Below are 26,190 nucleotides of genomic sequence, written 5' to 3'. Positions count from 1 at the left end.
TGCAACCTTCCCGTAAAATGCCCCCACACAAGAAACGACATTAGAGCACATTTTATTGAGGTCGTTAGATGAGACTCAGGAAATACAATAAGTATTTAGGGATTCTGTCGCTGTTTAGCGTCGTCGCGTTAGTTAGCGGCTGCAGCGACATGGTGTTAATGAATCCCAAGGGACAGATTGGACTGGAGCAACGTTCATTAATACTGACCGCCCTCGGGCTGATGTTGATCGTCGTGATACCCGCTGTCGTCATGGCATTCGTCTTTGTTATCAAATACCGCGCATCAAATACCAAGGCGACGTACAGCCCCAACTGGTCCCACTCCAGCAAGGTGGAATTGGTGGTATGGACGGTACCGATCCTTATCATCATCTTCCTGGCCACGCTGACGTGGAAGTCGACCCATGCGCTGGATCCGAGCAAACCCATTGCGTCTGACGCCAAACCCGTCACCATTCAAGTTGTCGCCATGGACTGGAAGTGGCTGTTCATTTATCCGGAGCAAGGCATCGCCACGGTGAACGAAATTGCATTCCCGGCCAACGTCCCGGTGAAGTTTGAGATTACCTCCAATTCGGTGATGAACTCCTTCTTTATTCCCCAGTTGGGCGGCCAGATTTACGCGATGGCCGGGATGAATGCTACGTTGCATCTCATCGCCAACGAACCGGGGAGCTATAAAGGCATTTCAGCGAACTTCAGCGGCCGGGGTTTCTCCGGCATGAAATTCACCGCCGTCGCCACGCCGGATCAGGCAGGCTTCGACGAGTGGGTCCAGAAAGTCAAGGCATCACCGGATACGCTTGGCACCATGGACGCTTACGAGCAGCTGGCAGCGCCGAGCGAGTATCATCCGGTCGAGTACTTCTCCAGCGTTAAACCCAGTCTGTACCAGGATGTGATCGGAAAATTCATGGGCAAGGGGAAGAGTATTGCCACCACCCAGGACGAAGGGATGGACATGAACATGGGTGAACACTCTCACGCGGGTACCGAGGAATAATAACGATGTTCGGAAAATTAACGCTTGATTCGGTTCCGTACCATGAACCGATCATTATGATAACCGTCGCCGCCATCATTGTGATTGGTCTGGGGCTGGTGGCCGCCATTACCTACTTCGGTAAATGGCAATATCTTTGGCAAGAGTGGTTCACCTCGGTAGACCATAAGAAAATCGGCATCATGTACATGATCGTGGCGTTCGTGATGCTGCTGCGCGGCTTCGCCGACGCCATCATGATGCGTTCGCAGCAGGCGCTGGCCTCGGCGGGCGAAGCGGGCTTTCTGCCGCCCCATCATTATGATCAGGTAGTGACCGCCCACGGCGTTATCATGATAATCTTCATGGCGACGCCGTTCGTGGTCGGCCTGATGAACCTGGCGGTGCCGCTACAAATCGGCGCGCGTGACGTTGCCTTTCCTTTCCTGAACTCCGTGAGTTTCTGGTTCTTCGTCGTCGGCGTCATCCTGATAAACGTGTCCCTCGGCGTGGGTGAATTCGCCCAAACCGGCTGGGTGGCTTATCCGCCGCTGGCGGGCAAGGAGTACAGTGCCGGCGTCGGGGTCGATTACTGGATCTGGAGTATCCAGATAGCCGGTATCGGAACCACCCTGACCGGCGTTAACTTCTTCGCCACCATTTTGCGCATGCGCGCGCCCGGCATGCCGATGATAAAAATGCCGGTCTTCACCTGGGCCGCGCTGTGCACCAACGTGCTGATTATCACCGCATTCCCGATTTTAACCGTGACCATCGTACTGCTGACCCTGGATCGCTATCTGGGTACCCATTTCTTCACCAATGATATGGGCGGCAATATGATGATGTACGTGAACCTGTTCTGGGCCTGGGGCCATCCGGAAGTGTACATCCTGGTGCTGCCGGTGTTCGGCGTGTTCTCGGAAGTGGTGGCCACTTTTTCGAAAAAACACCTGTTCGGCTACACCTCGCTGGTATGGGCGACCATCGCCATTACCGTGCTGTCGTTCTGCGTTTGGCTGCACCACTTCTTCACCATGGGCTCCGGCGCCAACGTCAACGCCTTCTTCGGCATTATGACCATGATCATCGCCATCCCGACCGGGGTGAAGATTTTCAACTGGCTGTTCACCATTTATCAGGGTCGCGTGGTGTTTAACTCGGCGATGCTGTGGACCGTAGGCTTCGTCATCACCTTCTCCATCGGCGGGATGACCGGCGTGCTGCTGGCGGTGCCCGGCGCCGACTTCGTGCTGCACAACAGCCTGTTTTTGATTGCCCACTTCCATAACGTCATCATCGGCGGCGTGGTCTTCGGCTGCTTCGCCGGGATGACCTACTGGTTCCCGAAAGCTTTCGGCTATACCCTGAACGAAACCTGGGGCAAACGCGCTTTCTGGTTCTGGATTATCGGCTTCTATGTCGCATTCATGCCGCTGTACGCATTGGGCTTCATGGGGATGACCCGCCGTTTGAGCCAGCAGATCGACCCCGTCTTCCACCCGCTGCTGATGGTGGCCGCCGCCGGCGCCGCGCTTATCGCGCTGGGTATCCTGTGCCAGGTGATCCAGATTGTGGTCAGCGGGCGCGATCGTGAAAAGAACCACGACCTAACGGGCGATCCGTGGGGCGGCCGTACTCTGGAGTGGGCCACCTCCTCTCCCCCACCGTTCTATAACTTCGCCATCGTGCCGGAAGTGAACAATCAGCGCGATGTGTTCTGGCAGATGAAAGAAGAAGGCACCTCTTGTCAAAAACCGCTGGCCTATGAGCCGATCCATATGCCGAAAAACACCGGCGCCGGCGTGATTATCGCCGCCTTCAGCCTGGTGTTTGGCTTTGCCTTGATCTGGCATATCTGGTGGCTGGCGATCGTCGGGTTTGCCGGCATGATCGTGACCTGGATAGTTCACAGCTTCAATGAAGACGTGGATTATTACGTGCCAGTCGAGGAAGTCGAACGTATCGAGAACCGGCATTTTGACCAAATCAGTGAAGCGGGCGTGAAGAATGTCAACTAAGATCCTATCCAATCATGATACCGCCCATGCCGCGCATGGGCACCACGATGCGGGAGCTAACAAAGTATTCGGCTTCTGGATCTACCTGATGAGCGACTGTATTTTGTTCGCCACCCTGTTCGCCACCTACGCCGTTCTGAGCAACAGCGTGGCGGGCGGGCCGACGGGCAAAGAGATTTTCGAGCTGCCGTTTGTCCTGGTCGAAACCTTCTTCCTGCTGTTCAGTAGTATCACCTACGGCATGGCGATCCTGGCCATGTATCGCGGCGACAAGAGCCGGGTCAACGTCTGGCTGGGCCTGACCTTCCTGTTCGGTCTGGGCTTTATCTGCATGGAGCTGTACGAGTTCCATCACCTGATTGCCGAAGGCTATGGCCCGGATCGCAGCGCCTTCCTGTCCGGCTTCTTCACGCTGGTGGGCACCCATGGTCTGCACGTCACCTCCGGCCTTATCTGGATCCTGGTGATGATGGTTCAGGTCTCCCGTCGTGGTCTGACCCCGGTCAACCAAACCCGTCTACAGTGCCTGAGCCTGTTCTGGCACTTCCTGGACGTAGTCTGGATTTGCGTCTTTACCGTGGTGTATTTAATGGGGGCACTTTAATGAGTCATGCATCCGCAGGGCATACCGGCGCCAGCCACGGCAGCCATAAGTCCTATTTGATTGGTTTTATTCTCTCCATCATCCTGACGGTGATTCCGTTCGCCATGGTGATGCAGGGCTCCGCCAGCGAAAGTACGCTGATAGCGGTGCTGGTGATTTGCGCCGTGGTGCAGATTGTCGTGCATCTGGTGTATTTCCTGCACCTCAATACGTCGTCCGAGCAGCAGTGGAACCTGATAGCCTTTGTATTTGCGATGATGATCATCGCAATCCTGGTGGTCGACTCCTTGTGGATTATGTGGTACCTCAATCACAACTTGATGGGCTACTAACAGAGCGCAACGGTAATGATTAAGCAATACCTGCAAGTAACAAAACCAGGAATTATTTTCGGTAATCTAATTTCTGTCATCGGGGGCTTTTTGCTGGCAGCAAAGGGCCAGATCGACTATGCCCTGTTTCTCGCCACGCTGGTCGGTGTATCGCTGGTGGTCGCCTCGGGTTGCGTGTTTAACAACTATATCGATCGCGACATCGACCGGAAAATGGAAAGGACCAAAAACAGGGTCCTGGTGAGAGGATTGATTTCTCTGAAAGCCAGTCTGGTTTACGCTACGGTGCTGGGTATTGCCGGTTTTGCGCTGCTGTATCTGGCGGCCAATCCGCTAGCCATGTGGCTGGCGGTAATGGGCTTTATCGTCTATGTCGGCGTATACAGCCTGTATATGAAGCGCAAATCCGTTTACGGTACGCTTATCGGCAGCTTGTCCGGCGCCGCGCCGCCGGTGATTGGCTACTGCGCCGTCAGCGACCGGTTCGACACCGGCGCGCTGATTTTGCTGCTGATCTTCAGCCTGTGGCAAATGCCGCATTCCTATGCCATCGCCATCTTCCGTTTCAAGGATTATCAGGCGGCGTCGATTCCGGTCTTGCCGGTAAAACGCGGCATTTCGGTCACTAAACACCATATTACCTTATATATCATCGGGTTTATGGTGGCGACGCTGATGTTAACGCTCAGCGGTTATGCCGGCTACAAATACCTGATTGTTGCCGCCTCGGTCAGCGTTTGGTGGCTGGGTATGGCGCTGCAGGGCTATAAATCCGCCAATGACGATAAGGTCTGGGCGCGCAAGCTGTTCATCTTTTCGATCGTCGCTATCACCTCGCTCAGCGTGATGATGTCGGTAGACTTTATGGTACCTTCCGCCACCAGTCTGCTCACCTACGTCTGGTAGCCCACCGCCTTACGATCTTTCCGGCAGGGCACAGGCCCTGCCCTCTTCCCGCCCTTTTCACCTCATTGTCATCCATGGCCGCCGAGGCCGCGTCGGTGCCGCGCGCAGGCTGCCGCCACGCCCGCCGGGCAAAGGCGTATGACGTTAACATCTGTTAAATATCATTCCATTTCCCGTCATGCGTTAAGGCATTACAATGGCCCGGTAAGATATTTCGAGGTAGTGATGAACGACACAAAAATGACCGGCATGGAGCTGCGGGCCACCTGGGGCCTGGGTACGGTATTCTCATTGCGCATGCTGGGTATGTTCATGGTATTGCCGGTATTGACCACCTATGGCATGGCATTGCAGGGGGCCAGCGAATCGCTCATCGGCCTCGCTATCGGCATTTACGGGTTGGCGCAGGCGATTTTCCAAATCCCCTTCGGCCTGGTTTCCGACCGCGTCGGCCGTAAGCCGCTTATCGTCGGCGGCTTGCTGGTCTTCGCCCTCGGCAGCGCCATCGCCGCGCTGACCGACAACATTTGGGGGGTGATCCTCGGCCGCGCGCTGCAGGGATCCGGCGCCATTGCCGCCGCGGTAATGGCGCTGCTGTCGGATTTAACCCGCGAACAAAACCGCACCAAAGCGATGGCGTTTATCGGCGTCAGCTTTGGCGTGACCTTTGCCATCGCCATGGTGGTGGGCCCGATCGTCACTCACGCCATCGGACTTAGCGGCCTGTTCTGGGGCATCACCGCGCTGGCGCTGGCCGGCGTCGTGCTTACCCTATTGGTGGTGCCCACCGCCGGCGACCATACGCTCAACCGTGAGTCGGGTATTATGCGCGGCAGTGTCGGCAAAGTCCTGGCTAATCCACAATTGCTAAAACTCAATATGGGTATTTTTTGCCTGCACGCCATGCTGATGTCGAGCTTCGTCGCCCTACCGCCCATGATGGCCCGCGCCGGCTTTTTGCCCAGCGAACAATGGAAAGTGTATCTGATCACCATGCTGGTTTCGTTTGCCGCGGTGGTGCCGGCGATCATTTACGCCGAAGTCAAGCGCCGCATGAAGCGCGTCTTCCTCGGTTGCGTGACGCTGCTGTTGTTTGCCGAGTTGGTATTGCTTGCGGCTGGCAACCATCTGTGGGTGATGTTCGCCGGTATCCAACTGTTCTTTCTGGCATTCAATGTTATGGAAGCCCTCTTACCTTCGTTAATTAGCAAAGAGTCGCCGGCCGGCTATAAAGGGACCGCGATGGGCGTGCACTCCACCAGTCAGTTTCTCGGAGTGGCATTCGGCGGCACGCTCGGCGGTTTTCTGTTTCAGCTTCAGGGGGCGTGGCTGGTGTTTCTGGCGGGGGCGGCGATAGCGTTGGCCTGGTGGGGGGTGAGCGCGACGCTGCGTGAACCGCCCTACGTCAGCAGTCTGCGCATCGCCCTGCCCGGCCGCGCGGCGGGCGATAGTCAATTGGCGCAGCGTCTTCAGGCGCAGCCTGGCGTAACCGAAGTGGTGGTGGTGCCCGAAGAGCGCAGCGCCTACGTCAAGGTGGATACCAAACAAACCAACCGCGCGGCGCTGGAAAAGGCGGTGGCGGCCTGATGCCGGCGTCGCCGCCCAAATAGGCAACGGCAGTCGCAAACCGCTCGGCGCGCTGCCCTCACCCGTGGTCTTGGCGGCATAATCGGCAAACGTCGCCTGGGGTTAAAACGACAAGCGCCCTCTCGCCGCACCGGCAAGCGTCAGCGGCCAGAGATTGCTTACGGCGCGAGAACAGCACAGCGATCGGCACCGTCGGGGCGTTAATCGCGAAAGTTGGTGAACTGGAAGGGTTGACCCAGCTCCCCGCCTTTTACCAACGTGATAACCTGCTGCAGATCGTCGCGGGCCTTACCGGTGACGCGGACCTGCTCGCCCTGGATCTGCGCCTGCACTTTCAGCTTGCTGTCTTTAATGAGTTTAACGATTTTCTTGGCCTGGCCGGTTTCGATCCCCTGCTTGAGCTTCGCGTCGACGCTGTAGGTTTTCCCGTTGTGCTCCAGTTCGTCCGGCAATTCGATAGCGCCGCCTTCAATGCCGCGCTTGGCCAATTTTTCGCGCAGGATTTCGATCAGTTGTTTCACCTGAAAATCCGATTCGCTGGCGGCCTTGATGGTCTGATTTTTTTCATTTAACTCAAAGCTGGCCGGGACATTGCGAAAATCCCAGCGGGTGCTCAGTTCGCGATTGGCATTCTCCACCGCATTACGAACTTCTTGCATATCAATTTCTGACACGATATCAAATGAGGGCATACTGTGGCTCCGGCAAGGCAAAATTTGCCCATATCATACCCGCAAGGGCAAAGAGATAAAAGACGGGATCCCCGCGGCACGTTACGCGCTGGCGCGCCGGAAAAATCTGCGGCACAGCAGAAAAGTCTATACTTATGGCTCCAGGGTGATGTGCGGCCGGAGCCCTATCATTTCGCTACAGGGTAAGGAAAATGAAAATTACCGTTCTGGGTTGTGGCGCATTGGGGCAGCTATGGCTGGTGGCGCTTAGCCGCCAGGGACACAGCGTCCAGGGGTGGCTACGGGTGCCGCAATCGGTTTGCGCCGTGGACGTTATCAGTCCGCAAGGGCGGGAAAGCCGTTTGCAACTGCCCGCCAATAACGCCGCGCATTTAGCTGCAAGCGATCTACTGCTGGTCACGCTGAAAGCTTGGCAGGTGTCTGGGGCGGTGCGGGCGCTGTTGCCGCAGTTGCGGGCCGATTGCGCCATCCTGCTGCTGCATGACTGCCTCGGCCCGCGTGAGGAATTACCTGTCCTGGTCCAGCCGCTGATTATGGGGACCACTACCCATGCCGCCCACAGCGAAGAGGCCAAGATCCACCATGTTTATGCCGGCACGACCCGCATCGGGCCCGGTAATAGTCAGGCGCAACAGGCCAGCGCCATCGCGGAAGTGCTGCACCACGCCCTGCCTGAGGTCGCCTGGCATAACAACATCGCCGCCTCCAGTTGGGTCAAGCTTGCCGCCAACTGTGTGATTAACCCCCTCACCGCGATCCACGATTGCCACAACGGCGAGCTGGAACGCTATGCGGCGGAAATCGAGGCCATTTGCCGCGAGGTGGCGATGGTGATGGACCGCGAGGGCTACCATACCCATTATGAAAGCCTGCTGTTCTATGTTGGTCAGGTCATCCGCAGCACCGCCGATAATGTCTCCTCCATGCTGCAGGATGTCCAGGCGCAGCGGCATTCGGAAATTGATTATATCAACGGCCATGTTCTGCGCCGCGCACGGGCTGAGCGTGCCGGAAAACCAGCGGCTGTTTGATTTGGTGAAACGCAAGGAGGAAAGCTATGGACAAAACGATTCTGCTCTGTCTGGCAGATGGTAGCGAAGAAACCGAGGCCGTCACCACCTTCGATCTGCTGGTGCGCGCTGCCAGCGTCAACGGCGATGGCGGGCTGGCCATCACCGGGTCGCTCGGCGTACGTCTGCTGGCCGACGCGCCGCTGGCGGCGCTGGCGGATGAGCCCTATGACGCCATGGTACTGCCCGGTGGCATGCAGAGCGCCGAGTGCTTCCAGTGCAGTCCGTTGCTGGTGGAGTGCGTGCGCCGCACGCATCTCGACGGAAAATTGGTGGCGGCGATCTGCGCCGCGCCGGCATTGGTGTTGCAGCACCATCAGCTGTTCAGCCAGGCGAATATGACCGATTTTCCGGCGCTTAAGGACCGCATCCCCGCCGAACGCTGGGTGGAACAGCGGGTGGTCTATGATGCGCGTTATCGGCTCCTCAGCAGCCAAGGGCCGGGGACGGCTATAGATTTTGCGCTCAAAATCATCGAGTTGCCCGGCGGCCGTCCGCTCGCGGCCGAGGTAGCGGCACAGCTGGTGCTGCACCAGGGCATTGACAGCTATCAGGATTAGCACGGGTCAGGTTGGGGAGCAGGCGCGGCTCATATCGAGCAAGAGTGCGGCCAGGTTGAGCGGCAGCCGTGGCTTTGAACGAACGAAAAGCACGCCCCAGATGGGCGGGATGAGGGCGGGCACGCTCTGCGTCACCGCGCCCGCGAGGATTTACGGGCGGTAAACCTTGACATTATGAAAGCCCTGCTCACGCAAATAGAGCGCCTGCAAGCGGCTCATCACCCCGCGATCGCAGTAAAGCAAATAAGATTTACTCTGATCCAGATCGCCAAATTGACTGCCCAATTTATAGAACGGTAACGTCTGTACCGCCACATTGTCCAGCGTCAACGGGCGGCCTTCCTGTTCATCCTGCGAGCGGATATCCAGCACGACATCGCCACTGCCCAATTCGGCGGTCGTTTCCACTTCGGTGATAGGTGCGGTGGCCTCCTCGGCGGCGATCTCGCGGATATCCAGCACCTGCGCCTGCGCCACCGCCGCGTCCAGCACGGCGAAATCGAATTGCCCCTCTTCCTGCTCGATGCGACTTTTCACCGCCCGCACGGTCGGACTTTTGGAAATCACCCCGCAATATTCCGGCATGGTTTTAGCGAATTCTTCCGTGCCTATCTGGCGCGCCAGCGTGATGATATGCTCTTTGTCATGGGAGATGAGCGGACGGAGGATAAGCGTGTCCGAAGCGTTATCGATCAAACGCAAATTGGTCAGCGTCTGGCTGGAAACCTGACCCAGCGCCTCGCCGGTCACCAGCGCCTGAATCCCGTAGCGCTCGGCCATGGCCGACGCCGCGCGTACCATCATGCGTTTTAGCACCACGCCCATCTGGCCATCGTCCACCTTTGCCAGAATTTCATTCACCACCGGCGCGAAATTGAGGGACACAAAGCGGACTTTATGCGACAGACCATAACGGCGCCATAAATGATACGCCCCCTGACGGACGCCGATTTCATGCGCCGCGCCGCCAAGATTGAAAAAGCAATAATTCACCCTGCAGCCGCGGCGCATCAGCATGTAGCTGGAGACGCCGGAATCAAAGCCGCCGGAAATCAGCGACAGCACATCCTCCTGGGTACCGATAGGGAAACCGCCAAGGCCTTCGAGGCGCTCGGTTATCAGCAGTAGCCGATCGTTATCGATTTCCAGCAGTACCGTTTCGTCCGGGTGTGTCAGCTTAACGCGGGTGTTATCCACATTCTGGTTCAAACCGCCACCGACGTAGCGCTCGACGTCCTGGGAAGTGAAATCGTGCGTACCGCGGCGTTTTACCCGCACGCAAAAGCTTTTGCCCACCAGGCGGTCGCGATACATCGCCAGCGTTTGCCGGTAAATATCGTGCATATCCTGCCAGGGACGCTCCTCCACCGCCAGAATGTGATGGATCCCGGGAATGAGGGTCAAGGCATCGGCCACCTGAGGACGACGGTGTTCATTACCGGTGCGCACCTCGATATGATCCCAATGGCGTACCACTACCACCGACTCATCGCACTCTTTGAGAATATTGCGGATATTGCTGGTGAGAATTTTAATAAAGCGCAACCGCACGGATTGACTTTTTATCGTGATTTCCGGAAACAGTTTGATGATAAACTTCATAGCGATAGTCGTTATTTGATCATTAAAGAGTCACGCGTCGCAACACGTTATATAATGGGGCACTGGCCCACGTTAGCCCTGGCCTCGGCCTGTCGGCGCGGAGTATACCACTTTATGCCGCGGGATTAAGGCGCAATTTGCTTATCATCGCACTCTGGGCTAACGTGGGCCGCCACCCGCGCCTTCGCTATTGACCGGTAGGATACAGATCTATGCCAAAAAAAGCTGAACAACCCGCCAGTTTTGAAACTGCCCTGAAAGAACTGGAGCAGATAGTCACCCGCCTCGAATCCGGGGAATTGCCGCTGGAGCAGGCGCTTAACGAATTCGAGCAGGGCGTGCAGCTGGCGCGCCAGGGTCAGAAAACGCTGCAACAGGCGGAACAGCGGGTGCAAATCTTGTTAAATGACACGCCAGACGCACAGCTTACCCCCTTTGCGCCGGAAAATGATGCGCTATGACTGATTTCGCGCGCGCGTTAGAGGATAGCCGCCAGCAGGTGGATGCGGCGTTGGAACATTATCTCCACACCCTCGCCAGCCAGCAGGAGCCGCTTGTCCAGGCCATGCGCCACGGCGCTCTGCTGGGGGGCAAACGGCTGCGTCCCTTTTTGGTTTATCAGACCGGCCGGCTATTCGGACTCACGCCCGCAAGCCTTGACGCGCCGGCGAGCGCGATTGAGTGTATCCATGCCTATTCGCTGATTCATGACGATCTGCCGGCGATGGATAACGACGTGCTGCGCCGTGGCTTGCCGACCTGCCACGTCAAATTCGGTGAAACTACCGCCATTCTGGCCGGCGATGCGTTGCAAACCCTGGCCTTCAGCATCCTGGCCGATGCGGAAATGCCTGAGGTCAGCGCACAGGATAGGCTGCAAATGATCTCGACCCTGGCCGCCGCCAGCGGTGCCGACGGCATGTGCCTCGGGCAGGCGCTGGACTTGGCGGCGGAGGGTCAGCAGGTGTCCGCCGCGCGTCTGGAGACAATTCACCGGCACAAGACCGGCGCCCTTATTCACGCAGCGGTGCGGATGGGCGCGCTGGCGGCCGGCGAATGCGGCGGCCCGGCGCTGGGCTATCTCGATCGATTCGCCGCCGCCATCGGCCTGGCTTTCCAGGTACAAGACGATATTCTTGATGTCGTGGGCGACAGCCAAACCACCGGCAAGCGGCAGGGAGCGGACCAGGAATTAGGCAAAAGCACCTATCCGGCCCTGCTGGGACTGGACATGGCGCGGGCCAAGGCTCAGGATCTGTATCACGAATCGCTAGCATCCTTAGAATGTGTCGCCGCACTCGGTTATGATACCGCCACGCTGGTGGCGCTGGCGCGCTATATTATTGAACGTGACAAATAAGTGATGTGGTTTTTTATACCTCAGATATGAGTACCCCATGAGCCTTGATACAAAGAAATACCCGACGCTGGTCCTGGCCGATAATCCTATGGAGCTGCGCCAGTTACCCAAAGAGAGTCTGGTGGCGCTGTGCGACGAGCTGCGGCAATTTTTGCTCAACAGCGTCAGCCGCTCAAGTGGCCATTTCGCCTCGGGGCTGGGGACGGTGGAACTGACGGTGGCGCTGCATTACGTCTATAACACGCCGTTCGATCGGCTGATTTGGGATGTCGGCCATCAGGCCTATCCGCACAAAATCCTGACCGGACGTCGGGATCGCATCGCCACCATCCGCCAGCGCAACGGCCTGCATCCGTTTCCGTGGCGGGGCGAAAGCGAATATGACCAGTTATCGGTAGGCCACTCCTCCACCTCCATTAGCGCCGGGCTCGGCATGGCGGTGGCGGCGGAGCATGAGGGCTTGGGCCGCCGCACGGTCTGCGTTATCGGCGATGGCGCCATCACCGCCGGTATGGCGTTCGAGGCCATGAATCACGCCGGCGATATCAAATCCGATTTGCTGGTGGTGCTTAACGACAATGAAATGTCCATTTCGGAAAACGTTGGGGCGCTCAATAATCATCTGGCGCAGATCCTGTCCGGCAAGCTTTACTCCACCCTGCGCGAGGGCGGCAAAAAGGTTCTGTCCGGCATTCCGCCGATCAAGGAGCTGGTGAAGCGCACCGAAGAGCACATTAAAGGTATGGTGGTGCCGGGCACGCTGTTCGAGGAGCTGGGATTTAACTATATCGGCCCGGTGGACGGCCATGATGTGCAGGGTCTGGTGCAGACGCTGAAAAATATGCGTGCCAAGAAAGGCCCACAGCTGCTGCATATCATGACCAAAAAAGGCCGCGGCTATGCGCCGGCGGAGAAAGACCCCATCAGCTGGCATGCGGTGCCGAAATTCGATCCCCAAATCGGCACCCTGCCGAAAAGCGGCGGCGGATGCCCCTCCTACTCGGCCATTTTCGGCGATTGGCTATGCGCTACCGCCGCCGGCGATGATAAGTTGATGGCGATTACCCCCGCCATGCGCGAAGGCTCCAGCATGGTTGCCTTTTCACGCCAATATCCGCGCCAGTATTTTGATGTCGCCATCGCCGAGCAGCATGCGGTCACCTTCGCCGCGGGTCTGGCGATCGGCGGTTATCACCCTGTGGTCGCTATCTACTCCACCTTTTTGCAGCGCGCCTACGATCAGGTGATCCACGACGTGGCGATTCAGAATCTGCCGGTGCTGTTCGCCATCGATCGCGGCGGCGTCGTGGGTGCCGACGGCCAGACCCACCAGGGTGCGTTCGATCTCTCTTACCTGCGCTGTATTCCCAACATGCTCATCATGACGCCCAGCGACGAAAACGAGTGCTGGCTGATGCTGCACACGGGGTATCACTATCGGGCAGGGCCGAGCGCGGTGCGTTATCCGCGCGGTAACGGCACCGGCGCCTCGCTCAGCGAGCTGTATGAATTGCCGCTGGGTAAAGGGGTAGTGCGCCGCCAGGGCGCCGGCGTGGCGATTCTCAATTTCGGCACCTTGTTGCCCCAGGCCGAGGCGGCGGCGGCGGCGCTGAACGCGACGCTTGTGGATATGCGCTTCGTCAAACCACTCGACGGCGCGCTCATAAAGGAACTGGCAGCCAGTTATCAGGCGCTGGTGACGGTTGAGGAGAATGCCATAATGGGCGGCGCCGGCAGCGGCGTGAACGAATTCGTCATGCACCAGCGGCTGCAGGTGCCGGTATTGAACATCGGCCTGCCTGACCATTTCATCCCCCAGGGTGGCCAAGAGGAGATCCGCGCCGATCTGGGCCTCGACGGCGCAGGGATCCGCCGGCAAATAGAGAACTGGCTGGCCTAAGCCCGCGGCGCGGGCGCGCGCGGCCGTTGCCGGAAGCCTCCCCTCCCGCGTTGGCGCCGGTTTTCCGGCGTAGACGCTTGTGCTGTTTCCCCCGGCACTGAGCGCCCATGACGCCTTTACGCCCGCGCCGATTTTTATCCGCTTTTGCGCCATTTGTGCCGTTAGTCACGTAAAGCCGTTATCGGTAGCCCGCGTCGCCGTCGCCGGTGCCTATACTTATTATTTCCCTTTACGGCGCTTTTCATCTGGAGATGACTATGGAATATACCACCCTCGGCCAGACCGGCCTGCGCGTGTCCCGCCTGTTATTTTAAGTAGGCCACTAAATAGTGTACGTGAAAGTAAAGGATATGATATTCATTAAATCACCCCATTACCGTTAACGTCTTCAGCGTCAAGTTAAAACAAAAAAAACCTCCTGGTTATAGGAGGTTGTATTTGCGCATTATTGACAATGTTGTCTAAGGTTAGCCTCAGAACGGAATATCGTCATCAAAGTCCATCGGCGACTCGTTGCTGGGCGCCGGCGCTGCGTTCTGCGCGGGGCGCGCCGCCGGCGCGTTATTGCCCTGCGGCTGCTGCGGCTGTCCCCAGTCGCCCTGCTGCGTGCTACCGGCGTTACCGCCCGCCGCGCCGCCCTGTCGACCGCCGAGCATTTGCATCGTGCCGCCTATATTGACCACCACCTCGGTGGTGTATCGATCCTGGCCGCTCTGGTCTTGCCATTTGCGGGTCTGCAGTGATCCCTCGATATACACCTGGGAGCCCTTACGTAAATATTCACCCGCCACCTCGGCCAGCTTGCCAAACAGCACCACGCGGTGCCATTCCGTTTTCTCCTTGGTATCGCCGGTCTGCTTGTCGCGCCAGCTCTCAGAGGTGGCCAGAGTGATGTTGGCTACCGCACCACCGTTAGGCATATGGCGGACTTCCGGATCCTGGCCCAGGTTTCCGACTAGAATCACTTTATTAACGCCTCTGCTGGCCATGGGGATCTCCTGATAAGATGAATGACTAAGTTTAATCGCTCAAGTTTACCATTGCCAACACTTAAAGAACATGTTTAGAAACTTGGACTGCGCAGCGAGAAACTGGGTGAAGCAGAGTTATTTGTTACAATCAATACTGGATATTCATTCAGTTTTTTTTGTGCCATAATTGACTGTTTCGCGCCGCCTCGGTTTTGTTTTGTCAACCGCACAGGCCACCCTAGTTCATCCGGTGTTGGGATTAGTTGAATGGATAAGATTGAAGTTCGTGGTGCTCGTACCCATAACCTGAAAAACATCAGTCTGGTGATACCCCGCGATAAATTGATAGTGATTACCGGCTTATCAGGCTCCGGGAAATCATCGCTGGCGTTTGATACGCTCTATGCCGAGGGCCAGCGTCGCTATGTCGAGTCGCTTTCTGCCTATGCCCGGCAGTTTCTGTCGTTGATGGAAAAACCGGATGTGGATCATATCGAAGGGCTGTCGCCCGCCATTTCGATTGAACAAAAATCCACGTCCCATAATCCGCGCTCGACGGTGGGAACGATAACCGAAATCCACGATTATCTGCGTCTTTTGTACGCCCGCGTCGGCGAACCGCGCTGCCCGGATCATGATGTACCACTGGCGGCGCAGACCGTTAGCCAGATGGTGGATAATGTGCTGTCGCAGCCGGAAGGCAAACGACTGATGCTCCTGGCGCCCATCGTGAAAGAGCGCAAGGGGGAGCACAGCAAAACGCTGGAAAATTTGGCGACGCAGGGCTATATCCGGGCGCGTATCGACGGGGAGGTCTGCGATTTGTCGGATCCGCCGAAACTCGAGCTGCAAAAAAAACATACCATCGAAGTCGTGGTCGATCGTTTCAAGGTGCACGAGGATCTCGCACAGCGCCTGGCGGAATCCTTTGAAACCGCGCTCGGTCTCTCAGGTGGTACCGCGGTGGTGGCGGATATGGATGACGAAAAAGCGGAAGAACTGCTGTTTTCCGCCAACTTCGCCTGCCCGATCTGCGGCTATAGCATGCCTGAGCTGGAGCCCCGGCTTTTCTCCTTCAACAACCCGGCTGGCGCCTGCCCCACCTGCGACGGGCTCGGTGTGCAGCAGTACTTTGATCCCGATCGGGTATTGCAAAATCAGGACATCTCCCTGGCTGGCGGCGCCATTCGCGGCTGGGATCGGCGCAACTTCTATTATTTCCAGATGCTGCGCTCGTTGGCCGAACACTATAAGTTCGACGTCGAGGCGCCGTTCCATGCGCTGAGTCCGACGGTTCAGCAAAAAATTCTTTTCGGGTCCGGCAAGGAAAACATCGAATTTAAATATATTAACGATCGCGGCGACACCTCGGTGCGGCGCCACCCGTTTGAAGGGGTGCTACCGAACATGGAGCGCCGCTATAAGGAAACCGAGTCCACCGCGGTGCGGGAAGAGCTGGCCAAATATATCAGCAACCGTCCCTGCGCCACCTGCGGCGGGACCCGTCTGCGGCGTGAAGCCCGCCACGTTTTCGTGGAGCACACCACCCTGCCGGAAATTTCCGAGATGGGCATCGGCCATGCGTTGGCGTTTTTCGACGACATGAAACTGAGCGGTCAGCGCGCCAAAATCGCTGAAAAAGTACTGAAAGAGATCCGCGATCGGCTGAAGTTTCTGGTCAACGTCGGCCTGAACTACCTTTCCCTGTCGCGTTCGGCGGAAACGCTGTCCGGCGGCGAGGCGCAGCGCATCCGTTTAGCCAGCCAGATTGGTGCCGGCCTGGTGGGCGTGATGTATGTGCTGGATGAACCTTCCATCGGTTTGCATCAGCGTGATAACGAGCGGTTGCTGGAAACCCTGGTGCATCTGCGCGATCTCGGCAATACGGTGATCGTAGTGGAGCACGACGAGGACGCTATCCGCGCCGCCGATCACATTATAGATATCGGTCCGGGCGCCGGCGTACACGGTGGCGAGGTGGTGGCCGAAGGCACCGCCGAGGAGATCATGGCCCATCCGGCGTCGCTGACCGGCCAGTTCATCAGCGGCAAGCAGGAAATCTCCATTCCTCAGGCGCGCATCCCGGCGGACCCCACCCGGGTATTGAAGCTGGTCGGCGCGCGCGGCAATAATCTCAAGGACGTGACGCTGACCCTGCCGGTGGGGCTATTTACCTGCATCACCGGCGTTTCCGGCTCGGGCAAATCCACGCTTATCAACGACACGCTGTTCCCGGTAGCGCAGCGCCAGCTTAACGGCGCTACCACTACCGAAGTGGCGCCCTATCGCGATGTGCAGGGCCTGGAGCATTTCGATAAAGTCATCGATATCGATCAAAGTCCTATCGGCCGGACGCCGCGCTCCAATCCCGCGACCTACACGGGCGTGTTTACGCCGGTGCGCGAGTTGTTCGCCGGTGTACCGGAATCCCGCGCCCGCGGTTATACGCCCGGCCGTTTCAGCTTCAACGTGCGCGGCGGGCGCTGCGAAGCCTGCCAGGGCGATAGCGTCATCAAGGTGGAAATGCATTTCCTGCCGGATATTTATGTTCCCTGCGATCACTGCAAGGGCCAGCGCTACAACCGTGAAACCCTGGAAGTGAAATATAAGGGCAAGAATATCCATCAGGTGCTGGAGATGACCATCGAAGAAGCGCGCGAGTTTTTCGACGCCGTTCCTGCCCTGGCGCGCAAACTGCAGACGCTGATAGATGTCGGTCTGTCCTATATCCGCTTAGGGCAATCCGCCACCACGCTGTCCGGCGGCGAGGCGCAGCGGGTCAAGCTGGCGCGCGAGCTGTCCAAGCGTGGCACCGGCCAAACGCTGTATATCCTCGACGAGCCGACGACCGGTCTGCATTTCGCCGATATTCAGCAATTGCTGGTGGTGCTGCATCAGCTGCGGGATCAGGGCAATACCATCGTGGTGATTGAGCATAACCTGGACGTAATCAAAACCGCCGATTGGATCGTTGATCTTGGCCCGGAGGGCGGTAACGGCGGCGGTGAAATTTTGGTCGCCGGCACGCCGGAAACGGTGGCGGCCTGTAAAGCGTCCCATACCGCGCGCTTCCTGCGTCCCATTCTCGAACGCGCGCTGCAAAAAGCCTAGGGTGCGGCCGGACAGACGGGAAGAGAGTGCCTCGCGACCTCCGCTGACGTCTAGCGCCTTGGCCGCGGAACCGCCGGCGCGTTAGCGCCTCAGAGACCGCCGCTTCAGAAGCGCCTCAGGGTCTGAACGCGGCCTTTTGGTAATACCGTGCCAGGCCGCCGCTATGCCTCGCGGCACGCGGGTTTTCCGTTGCGGACGGAACACCGCCGCTTCAGATATTCAGCGTTTGGCGCGTCGCTTCCGGCAGGCCTGACACCGCCCATTGCCAGGAAGCGTCCACCAGCTGATAAAACTGTGAATCAGGGATATCGCCGTCAAGAAACAGCGTGCTCCAGTGGGCTTTATTCAGCCGCTCGCCCGGCACCGCCGCGTTAAACGCGCTACGTAATGCCTCGGCCATTTCGGCGCTGTCTTTCAGCGATACCGCCGGTCTACCGTCCACGGTATGGGTCATGGCAAACATCACCTCCCCGACTTTAATCTGGTTTGCCTACCACTCCTGACGTACGCTCTGTACCGCGCCCGGTTTGGTCATGCAATAACTTAACAGCGTCGATTGATCCATGAATTATTTCCCCTGCAAAGTGGCGACGATAGGGCGGCGGCCGCTGCAATTACGATGCTCACCCAGCCAAATTCCCTGCCAAGTGCCCAACAACAGCGTGCCATGACCGACGGGCAATAACAGTGAGGTGCCAAGCAGAGAAGATTTGATATGTGCCGGCATGTCATCCGCCCCTTCATACTCGTGCTGGTAGGGGGCCGATTCCGGGACCTGACGTAAAAAATGGTTTTCCATATCGGTTCTGACGGTGGGATCGCAATTTTCATTTAGCGTCAGGGAAGTGGAAGTATGTTGCAGCAATAAATGAAGCAGCCCGGTACGGACAGCGCTCAACGACGTCAGTTGGGAAACGATTTCATCGGTAACCAGATGAAAGCCGCGCGGTTGGGCTTTCAAGGTCAGGGTTTGTTGGTACCACATAATACCTGCTCCTTTTTACCACTCAGTATAGTGGCTACACAGGAGCAGGGGAAAATCGGTCGCGCCTACTGCACTGCCGCGAAGGCTTGGGCCACTTTGCCGACGTTAGCGGTATTCAACCCGGCCAGACACATACGGCCGCTGTCGATCAGATAGACGCCGTAGACTTCGCGCAAATGCGCCACCAGCGCCGGACTGAGGCCGGTATAGCTGAACATGCCCCGCTGACGCAGCAAATAGTCGAATGGATGCTCGGGTAGCGCGACCTTTAATGCCGCCACCAGGCTCTGGCGCATTGCCAGAATGCGCAGGCGCATCGCCGCCACTTCCTCACGCCACAGGGCATTCAATGCCGGCTCGTTCAGCACCTGCGCCACCACTTGAGCGCCGAAGTTCGGCGGACTGGAGTAGTTGCGGCGCACGGTCGCCTTTAACTGGCCCAGCACGCGCTCGGCTTCGCTCGCGCTATCGCACACAATCGACAGCTCTCCCACCCGTTCGCTATACAGGAAGAAAATCTTGGAGAAAGAGTGGCTTACCAGACAAGGTAACTCCTGACGCGCTATTTCGCGCACCGCATAAGCGTCTTCTTCCAACCCGTCGCCGAACCCCTGGTAGGCGATATCCAGGAAAGTAATGAGCTGACGTTCCGCCACCACTTCGATGATCCGATCCCATTCGGACCGGGTCAGGTCCGAGCAGGTCGGGTTATGGCAGCACGGATGCAGCAGCACAATGCTCCGCTGCGGCAATTGCTGAAAACAGGCCAGCATCGCGTCAAAATTGACGCCCAGTTTCTCACCGTCGAAATAAGGATAACGATTAACCTGGAATCCGGCACCGATGAAAATGGCCACGTGGTTTTCCCACGTTGGATCGCTGACCCAGACCTGCGAATCCGGAAAGTAGCATTTCAGGAAATCCGCGCCGACTTTTAATGCCCCCGACGACCCGCCCACGGTCTGAATCGTGGCGTTGCGCATCGGATGATCCTCCCCGAACAGCAGCGCCTGGGTGGCGCTGCTGTAGGTTGACAGCCCTTCCATCGGCAAAGTAGGAGGATGAGCTTAGCGCCGGACGGGCGAGCAGCATGGCCTGCGCCACCGCTCGCAGCTGCGGGATAATCGCCTGTTCGTTGTAATAAAGGCCGATACTTAGATTGACCCTATCAGGGCTCGGATCCTGTTTATGGGTTTCCATCAGCGTAAGGATGGGGTCTCCCGCATAAGCATCAACATTTTGGAACACGCTGCAGCTCTCCTGGATTAGTGGGTGCAACGTTGCACCCACTAATCACAATATCAAATAAAGCGAATTGAGTGACGATTGAGTTAACACAAAAAGCGTCAAAAATGGGAGCGCGATAAGAAAAAAAAATGCGCCGTGGGGCATCACTCATCGCCATATTGCGGGCCGGCATAATTGTCGAATCGTGACCATTGTCCATTGAAGGTTAGCCGCACGGTGCCGATAGGGCCGTTACGCTGCTTGCCGAGAATAATTTCAGCGATCCCCTTCATATCGCTATTCTCGTGATAGACCTCATCGCGGTAGATAAACATAATCAGGTCGGCATCCTGCTCGATTGAGCCGGACTCGCGCAAATCGGAGTTGACGGGGCGCTTATCGGCGCGTTGTTCCAAGCTTCGGTTCAACTGCGATAGCGCCACCACCGGCACCTGCAGCTCTTTAGCCAGCGCCTTCAACGACCGGGAGATTTCCGCGATTTCCAGGGTACGGTTATCGGACAGCGACGGTACGCGCATCAGTTGGAGATAGTCGATCATAATCAGACTCAGGCCATCGTGTTCGCGGAATACCCGCCGCGCGCGCGACCGCACTTCTGTCGGGGTCAACCCTGACGAGTCATCGATATACATGTTGCGTTTTTCCAGCAAGATCCCCATGGTGCTGGAAATGCGCGCCCAGTCCTCATCGTCCAGTTGGCCGGTACGAATCCGGGTTTGATCGACGCGCGACAGCGACGCCAGCATACGCATCATGATCTGCTCGCCGGGCATTTCCAGGCTAAAGATCAGCACCGGTTTGTCCTCGGTCATGGCGGCGTTTTCGCACAGGTTCATGGCAAAGGTGGTTTTCCCCATGGACGGGCGCGCGGCGACAATGATCAAATCCGACTTTTGCATGCCGGCGGTCTTTTTATCCAGGTCCAAATAGCCGCTGGAGACGCCGGTAACGCCGTGGTGCGGCTTCTGGTAAAGCTGTTCGATGCGCGCCACCGTATCTTCAAGAATACGGTCGATGCTCTTCGGGCCTTCATCTTTGCTGGCGCGGTTCTCCGCTATCTGGAATACCCGCGACTCCGCCAGATCCAGCAGATCCTCGCTGCTGCGCCCCTGGGGATCGTAACCGGCATCGGCAATCTCATGGGCGACGGCGATCATTTCCCGCACCACGGCCCGTTCGCGCACAATATCGGCATAAGCGGAAATATTCGCGGCGCTGGGGGTATTTTTCGAGAGCTCCGCCAGATAGGCGAACCCGCCAACGGCGTCCAATTCCCCTTTTTGTTCCAGAGATTCCGAAAGCGTGATCAGATCGATAGGCTTGCCCAGCTCCAACAGACGCTGCATCTCGTTAAAGATAAAACGGTGCGGGTGGTTAAAAAAATCGTTGCCGGTCACCCGTTCGGCGACGTTGTCCCAGCGTTCGTTATCCAGCATCAAACCGCCCAGCACCGACTGCTCCGCTTCCAGCGAATGGGGCGGCATCTTCAGACCTTCAACCTGACGGTCGCGGGGAAAATTTGCTTTGTTAGACGGTTTTTTTTCTGACATGAAAGGGTACTTTACCTATCAAGAAGTGCTTGGATAAGGGCGCATTGTATCCTCTCTCTGGTCGAGATCCTATGCGCTTTGCAAACCACGCCGCAAGGCTTATGGTTATTAAAGATATCTTAATTGGAGGAAGAGTGATGGTTAAGCGTATACAGTTTGCCGCCCACGGCGGACCGGAAGTGATGGAATATGTGGATTTCACGCCCGTGGATCCCGGTCCGGGCGAGGTACAGATCGAAAATAAAGCCATCGGCATCAATTATATCGATACCTATGTCCGTTCCGGCCTCTACCCCACGCCATCGCTGCCCTCGGGCCTCGGCACGGAAGCGGCCGGCGTAGTGAGCAAAGTTGGCCCCGGCGTCGAGGGGTTCAACACCGGCGCCCGGGTGGTGTACGCCCAGTCCCCGCAGGGCGCCTACGCCACGGTGCATAATGTGCCGGCGGAAAAACTGGCCCAGTGACCCTCGGCCATTTCCTTTGAACAGGCCGCGGCCACTTTCTTAAAAGGTCTGACGGTGTTTTATCTGCTGCGCCAGACTTACGAAATCAAGCCGAATGAGATCTTCTTGTTCCATGCGGCGGCCAGCGGCGTTGGGCATATCGCCTGCCAGTGGTCGAAAGCGCTGGGTGCGAAGATGATCGGCACCGTCGGCAGCGCGGAAAAAGCGGCGTTGGCGAAACGGGCGAGCGCCTGGGAAACAATAAATTACCGCGAAGAAAATGTGCCTGAGCGCGGGGCGGCTTTGACCCACGGTAACAAGGTTAACGTGGTGTACGATTCGGTTGGAAAAAATACCTGGGAAGCCTCCCTCGACTGCCTGCGCCGCCGCGGATTGATGGTCAGTTTCGGCAACTCCTCGGGGCCGGTCCGGTCACCGGCGTCAATCTGGGGATCTTGAATCAAAAGGGCTCACTGTACGTCACACGCCCATCGATTAACGGCTATATCACCGATGCCGCAAGCCTTAAGCACGCCGCCGATGAACTGTTCAGCATGATTGCCTGAGGGGTGATCAAATTCGACGTGCCCGAACAGCAAAAATTTCCGCTGGCCGAGGTGCAGCGGGCACATCAGGCGCTTGAGAGCCGGCAGACCAACGGGTCGTTACTGTTTATCCCGTGACGGCAGAATGCCGCCTGGCCCGGGGCGTCTCACTCCCGCCGAAAAAACAACGGGCTTCCCGAGGGGAGCCCGTCACATTACGCTATGACATAACACACTGTAAAAATGTAGGGGCAGAGCAGAATTTGCCGGACCATGCAGCTTGCCGCCGCTATTATTGCCCGGCAATGATGAAATCAATGAGTCTAAAGCGAGTTTATCTTAGCAGCCGTCTTAAGAAAAAAATATCGCCCTGGGGAGTAAAACTCAAAGCTGTGATCCATCCCCCATTTTCGCGCCGAAGACCTAGCGCATGCGGGAATCAAACCGCGAGCGCGGCGGCGTCGGTTTGTTTATCGCACGCCATAGCCAAGCCGCCGCTAACGCGACCAACAGCCACGGCAGCAATTTGACCGCCGTGACGAACAGCCCGGCAAACAGCATCGCCAGCGACCCCACCACCAGCACGCCTAACACCGAGATATCGGTCAACAACAGCATGAGAAAAAAACCAATGACAAAAAATATTTCCAGCATGGGTGACTCCTTATTGGGCGCGATAGCGCCCGCCGCGMCGGTGAATTTTGCTCTCTGGGTGTATTACAAGAACCATGCCAAGTTGGCATTCGCCTAAACGGCTGTTCTTGCTGATTAACGGGTAAAGGACGTCGAAGCGGCTTAGCGGATTTGACCACCTTTTAGCAAAATGCGCCACGGCCAGTTCCCCCTGCGAACGCCGACTAACGCTCGGGGGCAAGCGTGCCCATCGCCCGGGCCCGGATCCTGACTGCATTAGCGGGCATATAACCCAGAGACAGCGAATCCAGCTCGATAATATCCACCGTCTCCGGCAGCTCGCCGGCGGCGATGGCCGCCTCTCGCGCCTGATGTTCCGCCCGCCGCAGGCACGACTCCAGCGACTCATCGCCCGGTAAAACAATGGTATCCACGCTACCGCTGACCTGGGCAATAGCCACACCGGTGGCGTTGGCAACGCCGCGCCGCCCCCCACCAGGATTACCGGCATGTCATGCCGGCTGGTATTCATACGCGCAAGGCATTTTTCAACCATCGCCACATAATGCTCCGCCACCCGAGCCACCATTGACGGGCACAAATGCGCGACCCGCCCGGCGTTGCCAATGTCCGCCCAGCCGCGGGCCACCGCGATATCCGTCACCGTTAGGGTGTCGCCGCCAAAGACCAGCGACCGCTGCGGCAAGGCATAGCCCACGCTCTCCGGTCCGACGCTGATGTCGCCGTCCGCGTCCAGAGTGACCACTGAACCGCCCCCAAGGCCGATAGACTCGATATCCGGCATGCGGAAGTTAGTACGTACTCCGCCTATTTCAGCCTCCATCGCCGACTGGCAGGGAAATCCGCCGCACAAAACGCCGATGTCCGTGGTCGTGCCGCCCACATCGACCACCAGCGCCTCTTGCAGACTCGATAGCCTGGCCGCGCCTCGCAGACTGTTTGTGGGCCCGGAGGCGATTGTCAGGATTGGGAAAGTCCGCGCCTGATGCAGAGGCATCAGCGTACCGTCATTCTGACCGAAAAACAGTTCGGCAATGATCCCCTGCCGTGCCAGCGTCTGACGAAAACCCTCGGTGAGGGTGTGCGCAATCCCGCACAACGCCGCGTTCAGCACCGTGGCGTTCTCCCGCTCCAAAAGGCCGATGGAACCGATTTCCGATGACAGGGAGATCGGCGTTTTTGCCCCCAGGATCTCGCGCGCTAGGGCCGCGACCCGCTGCTCCTGCTCGGCCACCACCGATGAAAAAATACCGCAGACCGAGACCTCGCGTACCGACCCTTTTACCGCCTGCAACTGTTGGCGCAGCGCTGATTCATCCAGGGCTGATAATATCTCGCCGTTGTAATGATAGCCGCCGGCAAGGGTAAACAGCCGTACCGGCAAGCGCGCGCGGAAATCGGCCGGCATATCGCTTAACGGCGGTACCGCCAGCGAGGCCAGTGCGCCGAGGCGGAAATGCGCCACCGGCTGTAAACCTTTACGCTCAACGATAGCATTGGTGCAATGGGTCGTGCCGAGCATCGCCCGGCGTATGTCGCCGCGGTCCACTTTGACCAAAGCCAGCAGGGCCGCCAACGCCTGACCAATTCCCTGCATAACGTCAACGCTGGTGGGCTGTTTAGTATGGGCGATAATCCTTTGCCGCGCATCCAGCAGCACCGCATCTATATGGGTGCCACCGACATCGATCCCCAAAGACATACTCATGCGCTTTCCTCCTTGCACCGGGCCGCCAGCGTCTCCACCGGCGTATAGTCATTTTGATAGTGAAAATAACGCGGTCCGCATACCTCGATTCCCCGCGACGTCCGCCATTTTTCATGGGCGGGAACGCCTAGCGCCACCACGCGCATCCCATAACAAAGCCTTTCGCCCAGAATCGGCAGCCCCGTTTCCTCATCGAGTAGAATAATCAGATCCGGCGTCATGCACAGCGGCCGATCGTCTCGCCGTGCCAGCAAGTATTCGTTCTGAAAGAGCACGTCAAAGCGGCCGCCGCTATCGTTGTCCACGCCGACAAAACAGGCGGTGCAGTGATTGAAACCGCCTTCGCTACGCTGGTTTACCCGATTCGCTTTACCGCGAAACAGCACGACGCCGTGCAGCAGTGCCGTTAGGGTATCGATAACGTTGCGGCGCGCGGCGCGCGCTTGCTGAACTTCCCGGCCTATGGCGTCGACGTCCATGACGGGTAGCCCGAGAATACAGGCCGAGGCCAGCGGCAACAGTGAATTGATGCCGCCGGTTTCTATCGGGTAAATAGCGGATAAAGAACGGCCCATATGCTGAGCGATAATTCGGCAGGCCGTCAGGGATTCCTGACCGTTTGGCAACTTTTCCATCATCACGGCCGGAGAACCTATCATGCCCGTCGCCAGCAGCAATTCTTCCGGCTGAAGCTCATCTAACGTTAATAATCGAATAGGCCCGTACTCGACAATTGCCCGCTGTGCCATGATTTTACCGATATAGGGGTCGCCTCCACCGCCGTTGGCAAGGATAGCGGCACCGTAACTGATGTAATCAATCGCTTCATGATCCAGCCATTTCATCTCACCACCTCCCTTGGATCTGCACAGGCGCTGATGCCTTATTCCCCGTTAAAAAGCCCATTGCGTAGATACACGCCGGCGCACGCATATTAAGCATGACATCAATATTAGACATATTATAATTCCCCACCTTTTATAATCCCTTCAAAGACAGAGAAATTAAACCATAAATTTATTGTAAGCGTACGTCCAGCGCCGTCTGTTAATTCCCCATCAAGTTATTGAAGATGATGTCCATTATTTTTTTAATGGGCGCAATTCATGAAACAAACCCCACCAAAACCCTCAAGACGTCGTCCCAATTTCCCGCTGGACTTTAACATTAAGCTGGTTGAACAGGCGCTCCAGCCCGGTGTATCCATTGTCAAGCTGGCACGGGATAACGGTATCAATGACAATTTGCTGTTCAACTGGCGCCAGCTCTACCGTCAGGGCAAGTTCGGTGTCCAACCTAAAATCCCCACTACACAGCAGGCTGAGCTACTGGCGGTTACACTCACCGCCGAACCATCA

General features: G+C 57.5%; 21 protein-coding genes and 3 pseudogenes. 14 read left to right on the top strand and 10 right to left on the bottom strand.

The window, feature by feature from the left end:
- The first annotated feature begins 68 nt into the window (after positions 1–68).
- The 6 genes from cyoA (at position 69) to ACMX3H_RS04610 (ending at position 6,433) form a co-directional block, all read left to right on the top strand.
- Entirely contained in the window at positions 69–1,004 is a 936-nt protein-coding gene (gene cyoA, locus ACMX3H_RS04635; RefSeq protein ID WP_415209976.1) for a cytochrome o ubiquinol oxidase subunit II, read from the top strand.
- 5 nt (positions 1,005–1,009) lie between these two features.
- Entirely contained in the window at positions 1,010–3,004 is a 1,995-nt protein-coding gene (gene cyoB, locus ACMX3H_RS04630; protein ID WP_415209975.1) for a cytochrome o ubiquinol oxidase subunit I, read from the top strand.
- Positions 2,994–3,608 (top strand): cytochrome o ubiquinol oxidase subunit III, encoded by a 615-nt coding sequence (locus ACMX3H_RS04625; protein WP_415209974.1) that lies wholly within the window; start codon positions 2,994–2,996, stop codon positions 3,606–3,608. The genes cyoB and ACMX3H_RS04625 overlap by 11 nt, the downstream gene beginning before the upstream one ends.
- Positions 3,608–3,940 (top strand): cytochrome o ubiquinol oxidase subunit IV, encoded by a 333-nt coding sequence (locus ACMX3H_RS04620; RefSeq protein ID WP_415209973.1) that lies wholly within the window; start codon positions 3,608–3,610, stop codon positions 3,938–3,940. The genes ACMX3H_RS04625 and ACMX3H_RS04620 overlap by 1 nt, the downstream gene beginning before the upstream one ends.
- A 15-nt stretch (positions 3,941–3,955) precedes the next feature.
- On the top strand, positions 3,956–4,846 hold the full coding sequence (cyoE, locus tag ACMX3H_RS04615) for a heme o synthase (RefSeq protein WP_025423153.1): 891 nt from the start codon (positions 3,956–3,958) through the stop codon (positions 4,844–4,846).
- A gap of 225 nt (positions 4,847–5,071) precedes the next feature.
- Positions 5,072–6,433 carry an MFS transporter gene (locus ACMX3H_RS04610; protein WP_415209972.1) on the top strand — a complete coding sequence of 454 codons (1,362 nt, stop codon included), beginning with the start codon at positions 5,072–5,074 and terminating at the stop codon, positions 6,431–6,433.
- Between the two features lie 200 nt (positions 6,434–6,633).
- On the opposite strand, the gene ACMX3H_RS04605 is transcribed toward ACMX3H_RS04610, so the two are convergent.
- Positions 6,634–7,125: a YajQ family cyclic di-GMP-binding protein gene (locus ACMX3H_RS04605; protein WP_415209971.1), complete on the bottom strand. Its 492-nt coding sequence runs from the start codon at positions 7,123–7,125 to the stop codon at positions 6,634–6,636.
- A gap of 191 nt (positions 7,126–7,316) precedes the next feature.
- On the opposite strand from ACMX3H_RS04605, the pseudogene panE reads away from it, so the two are divergent.
- Both panE and yajL read left to right on the top strand, forming a co-directional pair.
- Positions 7,317–8,220 (top strand): annotated as a pseudogene (gene panE / locus ACMX3H_RS04600) (2-dehydropantoate 2-reductase).
- The gene (yajL, locus tag ACMX3H_RS04595; RefSeq protein WP_415209970.1) at positions 8,183–8,755 is read left to right on the top strand and encodes a protein deglycase YajL; all 573 of its coding nucleotides are present in this window, start codon (positions 8,183–8,185) and stop codon (positions 8,753–8,755) included. The pseudogene panE and the gene yajL overlap by 38 nt, the downstream one beginning before the upstream one ends.
- A gap of 150 nt (positions 8,756–8,905) precedes the next feature.
- On the opposite strand, the gene thiI is transcribed toward yajL, so the two are convergent.
- Positions 8,906–10,357, bottom strand: a complete 1,452-nt coding sequence (gene thiI, locus ACMX3H_RS04590; protein ID WP_415209969.1) for a tRNA uracil 4-sulfurtransferase ThiI — start codon at positions 10,355–10,357, stop codon at positions 8,906–8,908.
- A gap of 212 nt (positions 10,358–10,569) precedes the next feature.
- Here thiI and xseB point away from each other — a divergent pair, with 212 nt between their 5' ends.
- From xseB to dxs, 3 genes are read left to right on the top strand one after another with little or no spacing between them, the layout of a single operon-like run.
- Positions 10,570–10,818: an exodeoxyribonuclease VII small subunit gene (gene xseB / locus ACMX3H_RS04585; RefSeq protein WP_415209968.1), complete on the top strand. Its 249-nt coding sequence runs from the start codon at positions 10,570–10,572 to the stop codon at positions 10,816–10,818.
- A complete protein-coding gene (gene ispA / locus ACMX3H_RS04580) occupies positions 10,815–11,717 on the top strand; it encodes a (2E,6E)-farnesyl diphosphate synthase (protein ID WP_415209967.1) in 903 nt (300 codons plus the stop codon). The genes xseB and ispA overlap by 4 nt, the downstream gene beginning before the upstream one ends.
- 37 nt (positions 11,718–11,754) lie before the next feature.
- Entirely contained in the window at positions 11,755–13,617 is a 1,863-nt protein-coding gene (gene dxs, locus ACMX3H_RS04575) for a 1-deoxy-D-xylulose-5-phosphate synthase (protein ID WP_415209966.1), read from the top strand.
- Between the two features lie 473 nt (positions 13,618–14,090).
- Here the strand turns inward: dxs and ACMX3H_RS04570 are convergent, their stop codons facing one another.
- Entirely contained in the window at positions 14,091–14,606 is a 516-nt protein-coding gene (locus tag ACMX3H_RS04570; protein ID WP_415209965.1) for a single-stranded DNA-binding protein, read from the bottom strand.
- 249 nt (positions 14,607–14,855) lie between these two features.
- On the opposite strand from ACMX3H_RS04570, the gene uvrA reads away from it, so the two are divergent.
- Positions 14,856–17,699 carry an excinuclease ABC subunit UvrA gene (uvrA, locus tag ACMX3H_RS04565; RefSeq protein WP_415209964.1) on the top strand — a complete coding sequence of 948 codons (2,844 nt, stop codon included), beginning with the start codon at positions 14,856–14,858 and terminating at the stop codon, positions 17,697–17,699.
- Positions 17,700–17,910: 211 nt separating this feature from the next.
- Here uvrA and ACMX3H_RS04560 read toward each other — a convergent pair whose 3' ends face one another.
- The 4 genes and pseudogenes from ACMX3H_RS04560 to dnaB form a co-directional block, all read right to left on the bottom strand.
- A complete protein-coding gene (locus ACMX3H_RS04560; protein WP_415209985.1) occupies positions 17,911–18,180 on the bottom strand; it encodes an MmcQ/YjbR family DNA-binding protein in 270 nt (89 codons plus the stop codon).
- Positions 18,181–18,267: 87 nt separating this feature from the next.
- The gene (locus ACMX3H_RS04555; RefSeq protein WP_415209963.1) at positions 18,268–18,684 is read right to left on the bottom strand and encodes a secondary thiamine-phosphate synthase enzyme YjbQ; all 417 of its coding nucleotides are present in this window, start codon (positions 18,682–18,684) and stop codon (positions 18,268–18,270) included.
- Between the two features lie 65 nt (positions 18,685–18,749).
- Positions 18,750–19,932, bottom strand: a pseudogene (locus ACMX3H_RS04550) (aromatic amino acid transaminase).
- Positions 19,933–20,075: 143 nt separating this feature from the next.
- A complete protein-coding gene (dnaB, locus tag ACMX3H_RS04545; RefSeq protein WP_415209962.1) occupies positions 20,076–21,482 on the bottom strand; it encodes a replicative DNA helicase in 1,407 nt (468 codons plus the stop codon).
- Positions 21,483–21,619: 137 nt separating this feature from the next.
- Between dnaB and ACMX3H_RS04540 the strand changes: the two are divergent.
- Positions 21,620–22,608, top strand: a pseudogene (locus ACMX3H_RS04540) (quinone oxidoreductase).
- 285 nt (positions 22,609–22,893) lie between these two features.
- Here the strand turns inward: ACMX3H_RS04540 and pspG are convergent.
- From pspG to ACMX3H_RS04525, 3 genes are read right to left on the bottom strand one after another with little or no spacing between them, the layout of a single operon-like run.
- Entirely contained in the window at positions 22,894–23,124 is a 231-nt protein-coding gene (gene pspG, locus ACMX3H_RS04535) for an envelope stress response protein PspG (protein ID WP_415209961.1), read from the bottom strand.
- A gap of 10 nt (positions 23,125–23,134) precedes the next feature.
- Entirely contained in the window at positions 23,135–24,832 is a 1,698-nt protein-coding gene (locus ACMX3H_RS04530) for a hydantoinase/oxoprolinase N-terminal domain-containing protein (protein ID WP_415209960.1), read from the bottom strand.
- Entirely contained in the window at positions 24,829–25,677 is an 849-nt protein-coding gene (locus ACMX3H_RS04525; protein ID WP_415209959.1) for a DUF917 domain-containing protein, read from the bottom strand. The genes ACMX3H_RS04530 and ACMX3H_RS04525 overlap by 4 nt, the downstream gene beginning before the upstream one ends.
- A gap of 261 nt (positions 25,678–25,938) precedes the next feature.
- On the opposite strand from ACMX3H_RS04525, the gene ACMX3H_RS04520 reads away from it, so the two are divergent.
- Positions 25,939–26,190: transposase (locus tag ACMX3H_RS04520; RefSeq protein ID WP_415209958.1), on the top strand; the 252-nt coding region annotated here is incomplete at its 3' end.

Origin of the sequence: Sodalis sp. (in: enterobacteria), assembly GCF_047607725.1 — a bacterium.
Lineage (GTDB): Bacteria > Pseudomonadota > Gammaproteobacteria > Enterobacterales > Enterobacteriaceae > JBLKSS01.
The sequence above is the reverse complement of the archived record's forward strand: the minus strand, read 5'-3'. Positions and strand labels throughout refer to the sequence as shown.

Excerpts from the sequence above, each read along its gene's own strand:
- ispA (WP_415209967.1), top strand. The coding sequence starts at position 10,815 with ATGACTGATTTCGCGCGCGCGTTAGAGGATAGCCGCCAGCAGGTGGAT.
- ACMX3H_RS04610 (WP_415209972.1), top strand. The coding sequence starts at position 5,072 with ATGAACGACACAAAAATGACCGGCATGGAGCTGCGGGCCACCTGGGGC.
- yajL (WP_415209970.1), top strand. The coding sequence starts at position 8,183 with ATGGACAAAACGATTCTGCTCTGTCTGGCAGATGGTAGCGAAGAAACC.
- ACMX3H_RS04620 (WP_415209973.1), top strand. The coding sequence starts at position 3,608 with ATGAGTCATGCATCCGCAGGGCATACCGGCGCCAGCCACGGCAGCCAT.
- pspG (WP_415209961.1), bottom strand. The coding sequence starts at position 23,124 with ATGCTGGAAATATTTTTTGTCATTGGTTTTTTTCTCATGCTGTTGTTG.
- thiI (WP_415209969.1), bottom strand. The coding sequence starts at position 10,357 with ATGAAGTTTATCATCAAACTGTTTCCGGAAATCACGATAAAAAGTCAA.
- dnaB (WP_415209962.1), bottom strand. The coding sequence starts at position 21,482 with ATGTCAGAAAAAAAACCGTCTAACAAAGCAAATTTTCCCCGCGACCGT.
- cyoE (WP_025423153.1), top strand. The coding sequence starts at position 3,956 with ATGATTAAGCAATACCTGCAAGTAACAAAACCAGGAATTATTTTCGGT.
- ACMX3H_RS04605 (WP_415209971.1), bottom strand. The coding sequence starts at position 7,125 with ATGCCCTCATTTGATATCGTGTCAGAAATTGATATGCAAGAAGTTCGT.
- uvrA (WP_415209964.1), top strand. The coding sequence starts at position 14,856 with ATGGATAAGATTGAAGTTCGTGGTGCTCGTACCCATAACCTGAAAAAC.
- ACMX3H_RS04570 (WP_415209965.1), bottom strand. The coding sequence starts at position 14,606 with ATGGCCAGCAGAGGCGTTAATAAAGTGATTCTAGTCGGAAACCTGGGC.
- xseB (WP_415209968.1), top strand. The coding sequence starts at position 10,570 with ATGCCAAAAAAAGCTGAACAACCCGCCAGTTTTGAAACTGCCCTGAAA.
- cyoB (WP_415209975.1), top strand. The coding sequence starts at position 1,010 with ATGTTCGGAAAATTAACGCTTGATTCGGTTCCGTACCATGAACCGATC.
- ACMX3H_RS04625 (WP_415209974.1), top strand. The coding sequence starts at position 2,994 with ATGTCAACTAAGATCCTATCCAATCATGATACCGCCCATGCCGCGCAT.
- dxs (WP_415209966.1), top strand. The coding sequence starts at position 11,755 with ATGAGCCTTGATACAAAGAAATACCCGACGCTGGTCCTGGCCGATAAT.
- ACMX3H_RS04555 (WP_415209963.1), bottom strand. The coding sequence starts at position 18,684 with ATGTGGTACCAACAAACCCTGACCTTGAAAGCCCAACCGCGCGGCTTT.
- ACMX3H_RS04525 (WP_415209959.1), bottom strand. The coding sequence starts at position 25,677 with ATGAAATGGCTGGATCATGAAGCGATTGATTACATCAGTTACGGTGCC.
- cyoA (WP_415209976.1), top strand. The coding sequence starts at position 69 with ATGAGACTCAGGAAATACAATAAGTATTTAGGGATTCTGTCGCTGTTT.